Here is a 15,139-nt window from a genome sequence, read left to right as displayed (position 1 = left end):
ACACCTTTTTTCATCTCTTTTTCAAGTAACCCCAATGCAAGCTAAAAACATGATGCTCGGCCTGCTAACCTCTGCCGTCTTGGGCGGGGGCGTGGCCGTAGGGGGGTATAAGCTGCTGGAAGCCGAGCCGGGCAACGTGGCTCAGTCTACGGTAGCTTCTGACCCTCAGGTGCGCTACACGTCGGCCATGCGCAGCAGCGCCTACGCCGCGCCCGAAGGCCTCAACTTCGTGGCCGCCGCCGCCGCCACTACGCCCGCTGTGGTGCACGTAATGACCGAATACAAGGCCGAGCCCCGGCAGCGTTCCGACCGCATGGAGCGCATTCAGATGGACCCGCTGTTTCGCCAGTTTTTTGGCGACCAGATGGAGGACCAGTTTCACGGGCAGCAGCCGCAGGGTGGGGGCGAAGGTTCCGGCTCGGGCGTAATTATTGCGGCCAACGGCTACATCGTCACGAACAACCACGTGATTGATAAGGCTTCTAAGATTACGGTGGTGCTCGACGACAAGCGCAAGTACGAAGCCGAGCTGGTGGGCACCGACCCCAGCACCGACATCGCCGTGATTAAAGTGAAGGCCGACAACCTGCCTTTCATCAAGTACGGCAACTCGGACGACGTGAAAGTGGGCCAGTGGGTGCTCGCCGTGGGCAATCCCTTCAGCCTCAACACGACCGTGACAGCGGGTATCGTATCGGCCAAGGGCCGTAGCATCGGTATCCTGTCGCGCGGCCAGGAAATGGGCATCGAGTCGTTTATTCAGACCGACGCCGTGGTGAACCCCGGCAACTCGGGCGGCGCTCTGGTGAACACTAATGGCGATTTGATTGGCATTAATTCGGCTATCTCGTCGCACACCGGCTCGTTTGAAGGCTACGCCTTTGCCGTGCCAAGCTCCATCGTGAGCAAGGTGGTAGACGACTTGCTGAAGTATAAAGTGGTGCAGCGCGCCCTGCTCGGCGTGCGCATTCAGGAAGTGGATGCCCGCCTGGCTTCGGAGAAGAAGCTGAACACGCTGAACGGCGTGTACGTGCAAGGCCTCACGGCTGGCAGCGCGGGCGCCGCCGCTGGCCTGAAGACGGGCGACATTATCACCGACATCAACGGGATAGCCGTGAACACGTCGTCGCAACTGCAGGAGCAAGTATCGCGCTTCCGCCCCGGCGATAAAATCAAGGTCGGCTACCTGCGCGGGGGCGACAAAGAAGTGGCTACGGCTACTTTGTTCAACGCGTCGAACACGACCTCGGTGGTGAAGGAAATGCCAGCTAGCGCCTCGGTTACCTACGAGGGCGCGAAGTTTGGTCCGGTACCGGCTCGCCTCCAGAACGAGTTGGGCATCGATGGCGGCGCCCAGATAACGGGAGTGAAGGGCAGCAACTTCAAGGAGACCGGCATGGCCGAAGGCTTTATCATCACGCGCATCGACAAAAACCCGGTGCGCAAGCCGGCCGACATCCAGAACTTCCTGGAGCAAGCCAAAGACAACTCGGGCGCGCTGGTAGAAGGCGTGTACCCCGATGGCCGCAAGGCCTACTACCCCATTGGCCGCGAATAAGCAACCTGGCGTAGCTAACTAAGCGCAAAAAAAGCCCCTGCCACTAGCTGGTAGGGGCTTTTTTTGCGTTGCCTGAGTTGCCGGAGCAGTTATATGAAATGGGCGGCCTAGGTTACGTAAATCGAAGTGAGGCCAGTGATAATACCATAAATCGGCTAGCCGTAGCGCGGCGGGGATGGCTCGTATGCACCTAGGGGACAATCCGCTATTTGCATAGTACCAGGTTTTGGCGACCTTTGCTTTTATCGGCTACTACTTGGGTAGGCTTCATCACCAACTAACAAGGGCTATGCAGGCATCGGGTGCGCGGATAGGACGAGGTTTTTGGCTGCTGCTGTTGGGGCTGCTGGCCACGCTGGCGACGCAGGCGCAGGCGTTGCGGGGCACGTTTGCGGCGGGCGGCGGGCACTCCCTGAGCATCCACGCCGATGGTACCCTGTGGGTTACCGGCAAAAATGACCACGGCCAGCTCGGTACCGGCGCGGCCTCGGCCACCAACCTAACCAGTTGGACGCAGCTGGGCACGGCTACCGACTGGGTACAGGTAGCGGCCGGCAACAGCCACAGCCTCGCCCTCAAGGCCAATGGCCAGCTCTACGCGTGGGGCGACAATACCTACGGCCAGCTCGGCCTCGGCACCACGACCGACGTGGCGACCCCCACCGCCCTAGGGGGCGCCGCGTACACGCAAGTGGTGGCAGGCTATCGCTTTAGCCTGGCCCTGCAGGCCGATGGGCGTGCCTATGGCTGGGGCGAAAACGCGGAGGGCCAGCTGGGCGACGGCACGCTGATAATGAAGCTGGTACCCACCGCCGTGATAGGGGGCCGGGTGTTTACGCAGTTAGCGGCGGGCTTTTACCACAGCCTGGGCCTAGGGCACGATGGCACCGCGTGGGCCTGGGGCCGCAACTCGTATGGCCAGCTTGGCCTCGGCACTACCACCACCGAACCCGCCCCGAAGGCCATTGCCAGTAACGAGGCCTACGTGCAACTGGCGGCGGGCAGCTACCACAGTCTGGCCCTGCGGGCCGATGGCACGGTGTACGGGTGGGGCAACAACAGCTATGGCCAGGTGGGCAACGGCACTACGGATATGAAGCTCGTGCCCACCGCCGTGGACAGCAACGTGCCCTACACGGCCATTGCGGCGGGCAGCTACCACAGCCTGGCCCGGCGGGCTACCGGCCTGCTCGATGCTTGGGGGTATAATGCCCTAGGGCAGCTTGGCAACAGAGACCTTGCTAACAGGCTGGTGCCCACGGCCGTGAGCGGGGGCGATACCTACGTGCAACTGGCGGCGGGCCAGAACTACACCCAGGCCCTGAAAGCCAACGGCAGCCTGTGGGCCTGGGGCCTGAACGACAGCGGCCAGCTCGGCGATGGCACTGCCGACAACCGCTCCGCGCCCTTGGCCACCGGCCAGGCCTTGCCCACGCGCAGCACCGCCGCGGGCAGCAATTTTAGCCTGGCCATTCGGGGCGACGGCACGCTGTGGGCCTGGGGCAGCAATGCCGACGGCCAGCTGGGCAATGGCACCACCACCAGCCAGCGCCGGCCCGTGCAGGTAGGCACCGCCAACGACTGGGTGCAGGTAGCGGCCGGCCAGAACTTCGGCCTGGCCCTAAAGGCCACGGGCGCGCTCTACGCCTGGGGCAGTAACACCGTGGGCCAGCTGGGCACCGGCGCGGCGGCCAGCACGCCTACCGCAGTGGGCGGCGGCCTCATTTTTGCGCGCATTGCGGCGGGGGCGCAGCACAGCTTGGCCCTTACGGGAGCGGGCAAGCTCTATGCCTGGGGCAGCAACAGCGCCGGCCAGCTGGGTACCACCAGCGCCGCGGCCACGCCTACGGCGGTGGGCAGCGGCTACACCTTTGCGCAGCTGGCGGCGGGCAGCCAGCACAGCCTGGCCCTCACGGCGGCCGGGGCCCTCTATGCCTGGGGCGACAACACGTATGGCCAGCTCGGCACGGCCACTGCGGCCAGTTCGCCCACTCTGGTAAGCCTGGGCGGGCCGCTGACCCAGCTGGCGGCGGGTGGGCGGCACAGCCTGGCCCTCACGGCCACGGGCGCCCTTTACAGTTGGGGCGATAACAGCTACGGCCAGTTGGGCATCAGCACCGGGCAGCTGGTGGGCGCGCCCACGCTGGTGGCAGGCGCGCCGACGCTAACGCGGGTGGCAACCGGCGCCGCCCATAGCTTGGCCCTGACGCCCGTGGGCACCCTCTACGCCTGGGGCGACAACGACAGCGGCGAACTGGGCCTAGGTACGATTTCGGCCGCCGCCAATGCCGCTTTCAGCCAGGAGGCTACCGGGGGCACCGGCTGGACTACCCTAGGGGTGGGCAGCACTGGTAATTTTTCCCTGGTGCGCACGACTTCGGCGCAGAATCTGGCGAGCACCGGGGCCAACGAAGCGGGCCAGCTCGGCGATGGCACCACCACTACCGCCACCCGGTTCGACCGCCTCGTGCGGCTGCAAACAGTGGCGCAGGCTGCGCCCTTACCCGTGGTGCTCGTGCGCTTTGAGGCGCAGCGTACTGGCCCAGGTACTGCCGCCCTCACCTGGGCCACTGCCTCCGAAACCGGCAACCTAGGCTTTCGGGTAGAGAAGTCGGGCGATGGCGTAGCGTTTGTGCCCCTGGGCTTTGTGGCGGGGGCGGGCAGCAGCACGGCCGCCCACGCTTACGCCTTTACCGATGCCCAGGCCACCGGCCGCAGCTATTATCGCCTGGCCCAGCTCGACCAGGATGGCACGGTAACTTACTCGCCCACGCAAGTGATAGCCGGGGCGGCCACTAGCCTGACGCTGGTGCCCAACCCGACCCGTGGCCCGGTGCAGGTGTTGGGCTTGCCTAGCGGCGCTACCCTGGAGATATACAATGCCCTAGGTCAGGTAGTGCGCCCCGCCACCACTACACTCGAGGTAGCCGGCCTGCCCGCGGGGGTATACCTGGTGCGGGCCACCGCCCCGCAGCAAGCCCCCCAAACGGCCCGCCTAGTGGTAGAATAGCTTGGCGCGCCGCTAGATAGATTGGGAGTAGCGCGAGTAAGTTTGTGGCAGTCCCTTTTCTGCTACCCCTCCTGTGCAACCACTCCCTACTCAGCAATCCGGCGCGTTTACCCTAGCCTACCTGCCCGACCAGCACATCCTCATTGGCCGGTGGCTGCGGCCGGTGTTGCTGCACGAGCTGCAGGTGCACTACCGCGAGCTGCTCGCAGCCGCGCTGGCGCACGACCACTGCCGCCATTGGCTGCTCGACGTGCGCCGCCGCCGCATCAACGATACGGAGGCCGTGCACTGGTTTGGTCAGGACTTTAGCCCGCAGCTGCCCCAGCTGCTGGGGCAGCCGGTAGTGGTGGCTTACTTTGCCATGGTGGGCCAGGATGTGGCCACTACCGACCCCGCCCTGTGGGAAAATATCCGTCAGGGTTCGTTGCACGGGGCAGCGTACTGCTACTTCGACCAGGAAAGCACCGCCATGAGCTGGCTGGCCGAGCAACCTTAGCGCTGGTTTGTCGTTGGGTTGGTGCGCATTGCTAAGCTTAGCGATACTCTCCCTATGCAGGCTCCTCCTTCTTTTTTCTCGCTCGATTACGAAGCTGCGTCCCACTTGCTGGTTGGCCGCTGGCTCCATAGCTTGGCCGACGACGACTTGTATCCGGATTACTACCGGCTGCTGACCGCCGCCAAGGCCCACGGCAACTGCCGGTTTTGGCTGCTGGACATGCGTCTGCGCAGCTGGCACTCCGTAGCCTTCGCCACGTGGTTTAGCGAGTTGTTGGCCAATGAGGTAGTGCGCGAAGTGGGTGCCCCCGTCTTTGTAGCCTACGTGGCCGGTGAGGCCCACCGGGTCGATATCGAAAGCGTGGCTACTGACGTAACCTTGCGCCAGACGGCCCAAGTAGAGTTCTACCCCTACTTCTTCAGCAATGAAGCTGCTGCGCGCGACTGGCTGCTGTATCACCAGGAGCACCCCGACCAGGAGCCACCCATTCAGCAGATAGGCGAATCGCCGCGCGAGTAAGTAGCTTTCCCTAGGTGCTTGCTACGCTCGGCAAGCCTCGGCAGCCTACCTGCCTAGGGCGGGCCAATTGTCAGTGCCTGAGCTTATTGGCCCGCTAGCCGCCCCGCCGCTGCCCGGCTGGCTAAGCCTTCGGAAGTAACTTTGGCAAGTATATTTTACCTCCGTTGTGTATGAAGCAGGCCCTCGAAGAAGCAACCACGCCCGACGTTACCGTGGCGCACCCCCACGCCGACCCGCACGGCATGCAAGACGTGCTGCGCCAGTTGGGCGTGCCCGCCCACAGCCCCGCCTACAGCACCGGCCGGCACTGGGGCCCCCTTGGCCAGCCCGCCAAAACCATCGTGTCGCCCGCCGATGGCCAGCCCATTGCGGCCATCACGGTGGCTACCCTGGCCGACTACGAAACTGTGGTGCAGGCCGCCCAGGCGGCTTTTCTGGTGTGGCGGCTGGTGCCGGCGCCCCAGCGCGGCGATGTGGTGCGCCAAATCGGGCTGGAGTTGCGCCGCCACAAAGAAGCCTTGGGTAAGCTGGTGAGCTACGAGATGGGCAAAATCCTGCAGGAAGGCCTGGGCGAAGTGCAGGAAATGATTGACATCTGCGATTTCGCCGTGGGCCTGAGCCGGCAGCTGCACGGCTTCACTATGCACTCGGAGCGGCCCGCCCACCGCATGTACGAGCAGTACCACCCGCTGGGCGTGGTGGGCATCATCTCGGCCTTCAACTTCCCGGTGGCCGTGTGGAGCTGGAACGCCATGCTGGCCGCCGTGTGCGGCGACGTCTGCATCTGGAAGCCTTCGGAAAAAACGCCGCTGGTGGCGGTGGCTATTCAGCACCTTATTCGCAAGGTGCTGGCCGATAACGACCTGCCCGAGGGCGTATTCAACCTCGTGCTGGGCGGCCCCGACGTGGGCGCCGCCCTGGCCGCCGATGAGCGCGTGCCGCTTGTTTCGGCCACCGGCAGCACCCGCATGGGCCGGGCCGTGGGCGCCGCCGTGGGCCAGCGCCTAGGGCGCGCCCTGCTGGAGCTGGGCGGCAACAATGCCATTATTCTCACTCCGCAAGCTGACCTCGACATGGCCATGCGCGCCATCGTGTTTGGGGCGGTGGGCACGGCGGGGCAGCGCTGCACCACCACGCGCCGGCTCATTATCCACGACAGTATTTATGAGGAAGTGAGCCAGCGCTTGCTCGCCGCCTACGCCAAGCTGCCTCTTGGCCACCCTTTGCAGCCCGGCACGCTGGTGGGCCCGCTCATCGACGCCGACGCGGTGGGCCACTTCACCAATGCCCTGGAGCAGGTGCAGCAGGAAGGCGGCACGCTCCTCACGGGCGGCCAGGTCGTGAGCAGCGCCGAGCTGCACGGCGGCCACTACGTGCTGCCGGCCTTGGTAGCCGCCGAAAACCACTACCCCACGGTGCAGGCCGAGACCTTTGCGCCCATTCTCTACCTCATCAAATACAGCGGCGAGGTCGGAGAAGCCATTCGCCTGCAAAACGACGTGCGCCAGGGCTTGTCATCGTCCATCTTCACCCTGAACCTGCGCGAGGCCGAAGCTTTCCTGGCGCATCCCGGCTCCGACTGCGGCATTGCCAACGTGAACATTGGCACCAGCGGCGCCGAAATCGGCGGGGCTTTCGGCGGCGAGAAGGAAACCGGCGGCGGCCGCGAATCGGGCTCCGACGCCTGGCGCGTGTACATGCGCCGCCAGACCAACACCATTAATTACGGCACCGAACTGCCGCTGGCGCAGGGCATTAAGTTCGATATATAATACCTGAGCCCTGCTCATTCAAGAAGGCCCTCCTAATGCGAAGTATGCATTAGAAGGGCCTTCTTGTCTTTGAAACCTACAACGACAAATCCAAGGGGCGTAAGCTCGTTTGCACAGATAAAACATCAATACGACCTCCTGCCCGTAGTCGATAAATGATGCGGTACTGCCGGGTTTTGCAGTTCGGGAACCATCCGGCCCAGCTCTGGAAAGCTTTCCAACTGCTCGACCTTGGCAAATATGGTATCGACAAAGCGTTGGGCGGTCACGGCCGAGAAGCCAGCGTGATAGCTCCGAATAGCTTCAATGTCTTCTAAGCAACTGGTAAGGAAGTTAGGCCGCACGCTGCTTGGATTGAGCTAGGCGTTGGCGGGCTTCCTCAAAAGATACCACCTGGTCTTTGTCTGACTCGGCGAGCCGGTCTTCCAGTTGTTGCAAGAAAAGCATTCGCTCAAACAAGTCCTCGACGTCAAACTTGTCAGGAAAAGTGGCAAGTAATTCTACAACCTGGGCCTTAGTCATAACTGATGCGAATTAGGAAAGCTAAAGATAAGCAGTTGGCCCAACCTAACTTACTGGCCCGTTTGCTGCACCACCTGCGGCAGCACCTTGGCTAGGGCCTCGGCCTGGGCGCGGGTAAAGTTGCCTTCTACTTGCACCAACACGAACGAATCGGCGGCGTTGGGCAGCGTGCCGGTGGCTACCAGCTCACTTACGCGGTCGCCTGAGGTGCGGATAACCGAGTTGTAGTTGCCCCCCGACGAATTGGCCGCCGAGAGGGGCGCGTATTTTTCGGCTTGCAGCAGGCCGGTAGCTTCATTCAGCAGGCCTTGCTGCGATAAATCGAGCGCCCGGGTGGAGGTAGGGGCGAAGGTGAGCGCCCGCGCCGCCCGGATGCCCGTGATGGCATTGGTCAGGTCGCTACCGCCAAACAGGTTGGCCGCTTTTACCAGCGCCAAGCGCTGAAGCAGACTCGCCGACCACTCGGTGGTGTGGAAGCCGGGCCGCTTCTCGTATTTGTTGAAGAAAGCGGCTACCGTGCGGGCGGGCGTGGCCGGCCCACTGGCCCGGCAGGCGCCGAGTAGCGTCAGGGCTACCAGCAAGATACCTAGGACCAGGCGGGCGGCGGGGAAGCGGTGAGCAGGGGAGGAGAAACGCATAGGAAACGGGTATAAAAAGAGCGGCAGTAAAAAACGGAGGTAGGGCAAACAGTGTGCCTAGGTCCATTTTTTACTGCCGCTGCCTCTAGTAAGCAAGGAAAGAAATTAGCTGTGGCTGCCGGCCGTCGAGCCCTCGTCGGTGGGGTCAGTTACGCCGCGGCGCTGGCCTTGCTTGTCCACAGGACCTTCGCCGGCCGTGATTTCATCGTCCTCATCCGACGATACGTACACATTGGTGGTGGGGCCTAGGCCACCGGTTTTTGCGGCCAGGTCCGCCTCGGCCTGGGCAAACTTGAGGTTGAGCAGCGAGTCTTCGGCGGGGGTATCCGAGGGATTCTTTTTCTGGTCTTGGGCCATGAGATAGCGCCGGCCGGCCGGGAAATAGGCGGCCACCGGGTACCAGATAATACGCGCCGGGCGCTGGGAGGTTGGCATAGCCGTAGGTGTTGTAATTTTGCGGTATTGTCAATCACTTTTCATTGCCTGATGACGCCGACTTCTCCGCCTACCGATTTTGACCCGACCCATAATCCTTGGCAAACGCTTAGCACGGAGCCCAAGTACGAGAACCCCTGGATACGGGTGCGCGAAGACCAGGTGCGCAACCCCAAGGGCGGCGCGGGCATCTACGGCGTGGTGTCGATGCGCAACAAAGCCATCGGTATTGTGCCCATCGACGCGGAGGGAAACACCTGGCTGGTAGGCCAGTACCGCTACACGCTGAACGAGTATAGCTGGGAAATCCCGATGGGCGGCGGCCTGCTCGACGTGGATATCACGGAGTCGGCCCAGCGCGAGCTGCGCGAGGAAACCGGCCTGCTGGCGGGCCACTGGACATGCATTGCCCGGCTGCACACCTCCAACTCGGTGACGGATGAGGAAGGCTTCGTGTTCCTGGCCGAAGACCTGACCCAAGCCGAGTGGGAGCCCGAAGAAACCGAGGACCTGCGCCTCTGGAAACTGCCCCTGGCCCAGGCCGTGGCGCTGGCCATGAACAACGAAATAACCGATGCCATCAGCGTGGCCGGGCTTCTAAAAGCAGAAAAGGTATTGGCAAACAGGTAGTTGCCTTCAGTGGCCCTAGGGCTGGCTGTGGCCGGCCCTAGGGCCTCAACTATTGGTAGCTCCTACCTTTGCCGTATGCGCGCGTTGCTTCGTTTTATCGGTCACCGTTTGTACACCACGTGGGCGACGTTCTGGTTCGTGACGCCTTTTCTCGTTACCTACCCGCTGCAATGGTTGCTGGGCCGCCGGCCGGCCTGGCGGCCGCAGTTGCACGCGCTCTTTCGCGGCTGGGCCCGGTTTTCCATTTTCATGTGGGGCGTGCCGCTTGAAGTAGTGCGCGAAAGCGCCGCGCCGGCGCCCCAGCCGTGCATCTACGTGTCCAACCACGGCTCTTACGTCGATATCATGGTCCTATTCCACACCATTCCGGGCTTCCTGAATATGATGGGCAAGGACTCCTTGGCCAAAGTGCCGCTGTGGGGGCCGCTGTTTGCGGGCACCTACATCGTAGTGAACCGGGGCAGCGCCGTGGGCCGGGGCCGCGCCTTTGCCCAAGCCAAAAAAGAGCTGCTCGAAGGCCGCTCGCTGGCCGTATTTGCGGAAGGCACCATTGGCGAAAAGCCGGGCGAGGAGCTAGGGCCCTTCCTAGATGGCGCTTTTCAGCTGGCCATTGCCACGGGCCTGCCGATAGTGCCGGTGAGTATGCCCCTGAACCACAAGTTTATGCCCTCGGTAAAAGGCCTGCGGGTGCGCCACGCCCGGCTGCGCGCCGTGTTTCACGCCCCCATCGAAACCAAAAATCTAACGCAGGCCGATGTGCCCGCCCTCAAGACACTGGTCGCCAACCAGATTGCCGATGACTTTGTGCCCGAAGGCCGTGGCATTCCCGAGGCCAGCACCTGGCGATGAGTTTTATGAGTAACAAGCGTAATGGGTAATTTGAGTAATCTCCATTACGCTTGTTACCTCTTATGCTTATTACTCATTACGCCAATTACCCATTACTCCAATTACCTATATCCCATGAACACCGAAACCCTCCGCGGTCTCGCGCACCTAGCCCGCCTCGAATTTGACCCGGCCCACGAAGAGCAGATGCTGAAAGACCTGAACGGCATTCTGGAATGGGTCGACCAACTCGCGCAGGTCGATACCACGGGCGTGGCCCCGCTGGTGCACTTGTCGCACGAAATCAACGTGTTGCGCGACGATGAAGCTCGTAACACCGTGACCCACCAGGAAGGCCTGCGCAATGCCCCGCGCAAGGATTCCGATTACTTTCGCGTACCCAAGGTGCTCGATTAACTCCGTATCTCTTTGGCTGACTTCTCTTTCGTGCGTCGCTCGGCGCTGGTGCCAGGGCTGCTAGCGGCGCTGGCCGTGGGGCTGGCCATTTACTATTACTTCACAGGCGAGGCGGCCACGCTGCCGCTGGTGCTGGTGCCGCACTTGGCGCCGGTGCCGCTCGCGTTCGATTCGGTGGCGGTGGGCCCGGCCTACTTGCCGGTGCCGGCCAACGGCTACCTCACTACCCTAACTCACGATTTTGCTGGGCCCTATACCCAGCCCGTGGCCGCTGGGCTGTGGCTGGGGCTATTGGCCACGGGCCTGGCCGGCTGGCTGGCCGTGGTGAGCATGCTGCGCCGCCCGGCCTTTCTGGCCGGCACACTGCCGGTTATTTTCCTGCTGATGTCGCTGAATGTTGATACGTTGGAAATCTTTTCGGGCAGTCGGCAGAGCTTTTTAATATTGAGCCTGAGTTTGTTAGGTGGCACAGCCTTCGCGCTGCACGCCTTTGGCGGAAATGTGGGCATTCGGTGGCGGCTGCTCTTATTCGGGGCGTTGGTGGCGGGGCTGGTCGGGCTGATTTTTGCCCGAACACGCCTGCCCACCGAGGAGACATTGTTGCAACTGGCGGCCTACGCCACACCGGGCGGCGCGGTGCTGGTGGCGGCGCTGGTGCTGTGGGTAGGGTTTGAGAATATTCGGGCGCTGGTCTGGTTCAATACCCAGGCCGAGCGGCCCGAGAGCCGCTACGGTCTAGTACCGCTAGTACTTGCTAGCGGGCTGTACCTAGGTGCCCTGGGGTTCTACTACTGGGCGGGCGGCGAGGTAAAGCTGCTGTTTGGGCTGCGTTTTGACCCGCTGGTGCTGCTGCTGCCGGCCGCGCTGGCGGGTGGCCTAGGGCTGCCGCAGCGCCTGCCCAGCTACGGCGCCTGGCTGCCCTACGCCGCTGCCCGGCCGCTCTACTGGCTGCTCACGGCCGGGGCCGCCGGGGCACTTGGCTACGCCCTGGCCACGGTAAATGCGCCGCTGCTGGCGGCGGCCCGGGCCTTCACTACCCTGGCCCTGCTGTGGCTGGGCGTGGCTTTTTTGCTGTACGTGCTCATTAATTTTGGGTCATTATTGCAGCAGCGGCTGCGGGTGCACCGGGTGGTGTTTGAGCCGCGGCGGCTGCCTTTTTTCACGGTTTATATTCTGGGGCTGGCGGCCATTTTGCTGACGCAACTGCGGGCCAGCTGGCCGCTGCTCGACCAGGTAGAAGCGGGCCAGTACAACCTGCTCGGCGACCTGGCCCGCCAGCAAAGCGAGGAGCGCCCCGCCGACCTGCCCCTGGCCCTGCTGGCCGAGCGCTACTACGCCGAGAGCGGCGACGTGCTCGACCGCTTCAACCGGACGGCCCAGCTGGGCCGCGCCGCGCTCTACCGTTTCCGCGACCAGCGCCAAAACGAGCTCAACGCCCTGCGCCGCGCCCTGCTGGTGCAGCCCGATGAAAAGCTGACCCTGCGTCTGGCGTCGCTGTACACCGGGCCGACCGACTTCTTCGAAGGCTTGGAAGTACTGCGCAAGGGCCGCCACGACTTTCCGGGCAGCGCGGCCCTGGCCTCTGACCTAGCCCAGCTGTTCACGCAGTCAGCTCTCACCGATTCGGTGGCTTTTTACCTGGACAAGACCGAGAAGCTCGCGCCTAAGTCTTACGCCAGCCAAACCAACCAGCTAGCTTTCTTAACCCAGCAAGGCCTGCTGCCCGCGGCCACCAAGCTCAGCGCGCAGCTGAAACCCACAGCTGAGGAGCCCGCCCTGCGCAGCAACCAAGCTCTGCTAGCGCTGTTGACCAAAACCCACTACCGCTCGCCCGCCGCCGTTACCGGGTTGCAGCTCCTAAGCGAGGCGTCATTTGCGGAGATTTACCACGATGCGCTGCGGATAGCGCAGCGCGGCGGCGCCACGAGTAGTTGGCTGAACCGCCTGCGGCAACTAGCCGCCCAGCCCGAAAACGCGGCGTACTACGAGCAGTTTATTTTTCTGCAAGCTCTGCTCCAGCACCGGGCGGGCCAGGAAGTGGCCGCTCGCCAAACGCTAGCACCACTGGCGGCGGGCAACAGCTCCTCCGCCGCTTATTACCAGTATTTGCTAGGTATCTGGCAGTTGCAGCAGCAGCAGTATGCCACGGCGGCTGCGCAACTCCAGCTGGCGGCCGTGCATGGACTGCCGCTGGCCCAGCCGGCCCGCGTGTGGGCGCTGGCCCTAGGCGGCCAGGCCGACTCGGCCCGCGGGGCGGCCCAGCGCCTGGTCACGGGCGCCGACACCGCCCAGCGGCCCACCGGGCGGCAGCTGCTGGCCGCATTGGCGAAGACGGATGGCAAGGTATCAGCCCTAGGTAAGCAAACGGTAGTGGCTGGAAGCCAGCTGCTTGGTAAGGCCCGGCAAGCCGAGCAAAATCCACCGCAGGCCGCTAAACTCTACCAGCAATTGCTGCAGGTGGCGCCCTTCAACGAAACGGCCGTGCTGGCAGCTGCTCGCTTCTACACCGCCCAAAAGCAACCCGGCGAGGCCTACGAAGCGCTGCGCCTGGGCCTAGTTGAAAACCCGGCGTCGGGGCCGTTGCAGCAAGCCTTTGTGCTGGCGGCGCCCGATGCCGGCCTGGCCGAATTGGCGCAGCCTGCCCTCGACCAGCTGCGCCCGCACCTAGACCCCGCTGCCTACGCTAACTTGCTGACGCAATTTGCCGCGCGCCGGGCGGCCCACGCGGCGGCGATGGCCGCTTTCTCGGCCGACGCTGCGCCCACCCTGCCTCCTCACCGCTAACTTTTTCTGCCTCATGCTTGCTGCCAGCACTTCGCCGTTCGTTATCCAAACTACCAACATTGCCAAGGAGTACGTGATGGGTACGGAGCACATCCACGCCCTGCGCTCGGTGAGTATCGACATTAAACGGGGTGAATACGTGGCCTTTATGGGGCCGTCGGGCTCGGGCAAAAGTACGCTCATGAACATCGTGGGCTGCCTCGATACCCCGAGTAGCGGCCAGTACATCCTCAACGGCCAGGACGTGAGCCGGATGAGCGATAACGAGTTGGCGGAGGTCCGCAACAAGGAAATTGGCTTCGTTTTCCAGACGTTTAACCTGCTGCCACGCTCGTCGGCGCTCGAAAACGTGGCCCTGCCGCTCATCTACGCGGGCCTGGGCAAGCGCGAGCGCAACGCGCTGGCGCTGGAGTCGCTGCGCTCAGTTGGCCTCGCCGACCGCGCCGGCCACCGCCCCAACGAGCTCAGCGGCGGCCAGCGCCAGCGCGTGGCCATTGCGCGCGCCCTCGTCAACACCCCCAGCGTGCTGCTGGCCGACGAGCCCACCGGCGCCCTCGACTCCCGGACGAGCTACGAAATAATGGGCCTGTTTGAGGCGCTCTACGCCAAGGGCAACACCATCATCATGGTAACGCACGAAGAAGACATCGCCCACTACGCCCACCGCATCGTGCGCCTGCGCGACGGCCTCATCGAAACCGATGACGTAAACCAAAACGTGACGCAACCCGCCGTCAATTCCCTAAGTGCCTAGGGCATCACTCTGCCGCCCCCTCAGTTAAAGCGGAGCCAGCCCGCGCAGCGGCGCCATTCAGTCGGCCAACTGCCAGTCAGCCCGCCACCGGCGGGCGTATCCGCGCAATCCGTTAAATCCGTTAAATCTGCGATGAAAATTTATACCAAAACCGGCGACCAGGGCTTGACTTCGCTCATCGGCGGCGCCCGCGTGCCCAAGTCGAGCCTGCGCATCGACTGCTACGGCACCGTGGATGAGCTAAATTCCTACATAGGGCTGCTGCGCGACCAGGAAGTGAACGTAGCCCGCCGCGACTTGCTAAAGGAGATTCAGGACCGGCTGTTTACCATCGGTTCGCACCTGGCTACCGACCCCGACCAGGACGCCCACAAGCGCCTGCCCGACCTGCACGCCGCCGACGTGGCCCTGCTCGAAACCGAGATGGACGCCATGAGCGAAATCCTGACGCCGCTGCGCGCCTTTGTGCTGCCCGGCGGGCACCCGGCGGTGTCGTTTGCCCACGTGGCGCGCTGCGTGTGCCGCCGCGCCGAGCGCCTGGCCGTGGAGCTGCGCGAAAGCTCGCCCGTGGAGGACCTGGTAGTGATGTACTTCAACCGGCTTTCCGACTACCTCTTTGTGCTGAGCCGGGCCATGGCGCACGACCTAGGCGTGGAAGAAGTTACTTGGAAACCCCGCCTGTAACTGGCCGTTTGTTACCTTATCACGAGTGCCGGGCTGCAACATTTGGCCCGGCTGCTTGTCCCTGCTTCACCCTTCCCACCCACCCGGTGGCC

Annotated in this window: 15 protein-coding genes; 11 read left to right on the top strand and 4 right to left on the bottom strand. The window is 63.5% G+C overall.

Translation table 11 applies throughout. The features are described from left to right. Positions 1–34: 34 nt before the first annotated feature. The 5 genes from ACFSDX_RS13285 (at position 35) to amaB (ending at position 7,355) form a co-directional block, all read left to right on the top strand. Positions 35–1,558 carry a Do family serine endopeptidase gene (locus ACFSDX_RS13285; RefSeq protein WP_382314281.1) on the top strand — a complete coding sequence of 508 codons (1,524 nt, stop codon included), beginning with the start codon at positions 35–37 and terminating at the stop codon, positions 1,556–1,558. A gap of 289 nt (positions 1,559–1,847) precedes the next feature. Further along, positions 1,848–4,568, top strand: a complete 2,721-nt coding sequence (locus ACFSDX_RS13280) for an RCC1 domain-containing protein (protein ID WP_382314279.1) — start codon at positions 1,848–1,850, stop codon at positions 4,566–4,568. Positions 4,569–4,641: 73 nt separating this feature from the next. Then, positions 4,642–5,064: a hypothetical protein gene (locus tag ACFSDX_RS13275; protein ID WP_382314277.1), complete on the top strand. Its 423-nt coding sequence runs from the start codon at positions 4,642–4,644 to the stop codon at positions 5,062–5,064. 54 nt (positions 5,065–5,118) lie between these two features. After that, positions 5,119–5,583, top strand: a complete 465-nt coding sequence (locus tag ACFSDX_RS13270; RefSeq protein ID WP_382314275.1) for a hypothetical protein — start codon at positions 5,119–5,121, stop codon at positions 5,581–5,583. Positions 5,584–5,753: 170 nt separating this feature from the next. Further along, positions 5,754–7,355, top strand: coding sequence for an L-piperidine-6-carboxylate dehydrogenase (gene amaB / locus ACFSDX_RS13265; RefSeq protein WP_382314273.1), 1,602 nt, complete (start codon positions 5,754–5,756; stop codon positions 7,353–7,355). A gap of 125 nt (positions 7,356–7,480) precedes the next feature. Here the strand turns inward: amaB and ACFSDX_RS13260 are convergent, their stop codons facing one another. From ACFSDX_RS13260 to ACFSDX_RS13245, 4 genes are all read right to left on the bottom strand, one after another. Further along, positions 7,481–7,699 (bottom strand): type II toxin-antitoxin system RelE/ParE family toxin, encoded by a 219-nt coding sequence (locus ACFSDX_RS13260; RefSeq protein ID WP_382314272.1) that lies wholly within the window; start codon positions 7,697–7,699, stop codon positions 7,481–7,483. After that, the gene (locus ACFSDX_RS13255; RefSeq protein WP_382314271.1) at positions 7,689–7,877 is read right to left on the bottom strand and encodes a hypothetical protein; all 189 of its coding nucleotides are present in this window, start codon (positions 7,875–7,877) and stop codon (positions 7,689–7,691) included. The genes ACFSDX_RS13260 and ACFSDX_RS13255 overlap by 11 nt, the downstream gene beginning before the upstream one ends. A gap of 50 nt (positions 7,878–7,927) precedes the next feature. After that, on the bottom strand, positions 7,928–8,515 hold the full coding sequence (locus ACFSDX_RS13250) for a DUF4252 domain-containing protein (protein ID WP_382314270.1): 588 nt from the start codon (positions 8,513–8,515) through the stop codon (positions 7,928–7,930). A 105-nt stretch (positions 8,516–8,620) separates the two neighbouring features. Continuing rightward, positions 8,621–8,950 (bottom strand): hypothetical protein, encoded by a 330-nt coding sequence (locus ACFSDX_RS13245; protein WP_382314269.1) that lies wholly within the window; start codon positions 8,948–8,950, stop codon positions 8,621–8,623. A gap of 51 nt (positions 8,951–9,001) precedes the next feature. On the opposite strand from ACFSDX_RS13245, the gene ACFSDX_RS13240 reads away from it, so the two are divergent. The 6 genes from ACFSDX_RS13240 (at position 9,002) to ACFSDX_RS13215 (ending at position 15,047) form a co-directional block, all read left to right on the top strand. Continuing rightward, positions 9,002–9,580 carry an NUDIX domain-containing protein gene (locus tag ACFSDX_RS13240; protein ID WP_382314268.1) on the top strand — a complete coding sequence of 193 codons (579 nt, stop codon included), beginning with the start codon at positions 9,002–9,004 and terminating at the stop codon, positions 9,578–9,580. A gap of 75 nt (positions 9,581–9,655) precedes the next feature. Next, complete coding sequence (locus ACFSDX_RS13235) at positions 9,656–10,429, top strand: lysophospholipid acyltransferase family protein (protein ID WP_382314267.1); 774 nt, start codon at positions 9,656–9,658, stop codon at positions 10,427–10,429. A gap of 114 nt (positions 10,430–10,543) precedes the next feature. Beyond that, complete coding sequence (gene gatC, locus ACFSDX_RS13230) at positions 10,544–10,825, top strand: Asp-tRNA(Asn)/Glu-tRNA(Gln) amidotransferase subunit GatC (protein WP_382314265.1); 282 nt, start codon at positions 10,544–10,546, stop codon at positions 10,823–10,825. Positions 10,826–10,837: 12 nt separating this feature from the next. Beyond that, on the top strand, positions 10,838–13,609 hold the full coding sequence (locus ACFSDX_RS13225) for a hypothetical protein (protein ID WP_382314263.1): 2,772 nt from the start codon (positions 10,838–10,840) through the stop codon (positions 13,607–13,609). Between the two features lie 13 nt (positions 13,610–13,622). Then, positions 13,623–14,363, top strand: coding sequence for an ABC transporter ATP-binding protein (locus tag ACFSDX_RS13220; RefSeq protein WP_382314261.1), 741 nt, complete (start codon positions 13,623–13,625; stop codon positions 14,361–14,363). Positions 14,364–14,495: 132 nt separating this feature from the next. Next, positions 14,496–15,047 carry a cob(I)yrinic acid a,c-diamide adenosyltransferase gene (locus ACFSDX_RS13215; protein ID WP_382314259.1) on the top strand — a complete coding sequence of 184 codons (552 nt, stop codon included), beginning with the start codon at positions 14,496–14,498 and terminating at the stop codon, positions 15,045–15,047. The last annotated feature ends 92 nt before the right edge of the window (positions 15,048–15,139 follow it).

The organism is Hymenobacter bucti (assembly GCF_042681145.1).
Classification (GTDB): Bacteria; Bacteroidota; Bacteroidia; order Cytophagales; family Hymenobacteraceae; genus Hymenobacter; species Hymenobacter bucti.
Note: the sequence above shows the minus strand (reverse complement) of the source record. Positions and strands in the feature narration are given on the sequence as shown.

Coding starts and splice junctions, on each gene's coding strand:
- ACFSDX_RS13285 (WP_382314281.1), top strand. CDS start 35: ATGCAAGCTAAAAACATGATGCTCGGCCTGCTAACCTCTGCCGTCTTG.
- ACFSDX_RS13280 (WP_382314279.1), top strand. CDS start 1,848: ATGCAGGCATCGGGTGCGCGGATAGGACGAGGTTTTTGGCTGCTGCTG.
- ACFSDX_RS13270 (WP_382314275.1), top strand. CDS start 5,119: ATGCAGGCTCCTCCTTCTTTTTTCTCGCTCGATTACGAAGCTGCGTCC.
- amaB (WP_382314273.1), top strand. CDS start 5,754: ATGAAGCAGGCCCTCGAAGAAGCAACCACGCCCGACGTTACCGTGGCG.
- ACFSDX_RS13255 (WP_382314271.1), bottom strand. CDS start 7,877: ATGACTAAGGCCCAGGTTGTAGAATTACTTGCCACTTTTCCTGACAAG.
- ACFSDX_RS13250 (WP_382314270.1), bottom strand. CDS start 8,515: ATGCGTTTCTCCTCCCCTGCTCACCGCTTCCCCGCCGCCCGCCTGGTC.
- ACFSDX_RS13245 (WP_382314269.1), bottom strand. CDS start 8,950: ATGCCAACCTCCCAGCGCCCGGCGCGTATTATCTGGTACCCGGTGGCC.
- ACFSDX_RS13240 (WP_382314268.1), top strand. CDS start 9,002: ATGACGCCGACTTCTCCGCCTACCGATTTTGACCCGACCCATAATCCT.
- ACFSDX_RS13235 (WP_382314267.1), top strand. CDS start 9,656: ATGCGCGCGTTGCTTCGTTTTATCGGTCACCGTTTGTACACCACGTGG.
- gatC (WP_382314265.1), top strand. CDS start 10,544: ATGAACACCGAAACCCTCCGCGGTCTCGCGCACCTAGCCCGCCTCGAA.
- ACFSDX_RS13220 (WP_382314261.1), top strand. CDS start 13,623: ATGCTTGCTGCCAGCACTTCGCCGTTCGTTATCCAAACTACCAACATT.
- ACFSDX_RS13215 (WP_382314259.1), top strand. CDS start 14,496: ATGAAAATTTATACCAAAACCGGCGACCAGGGCTTGACTTCGCTCATC.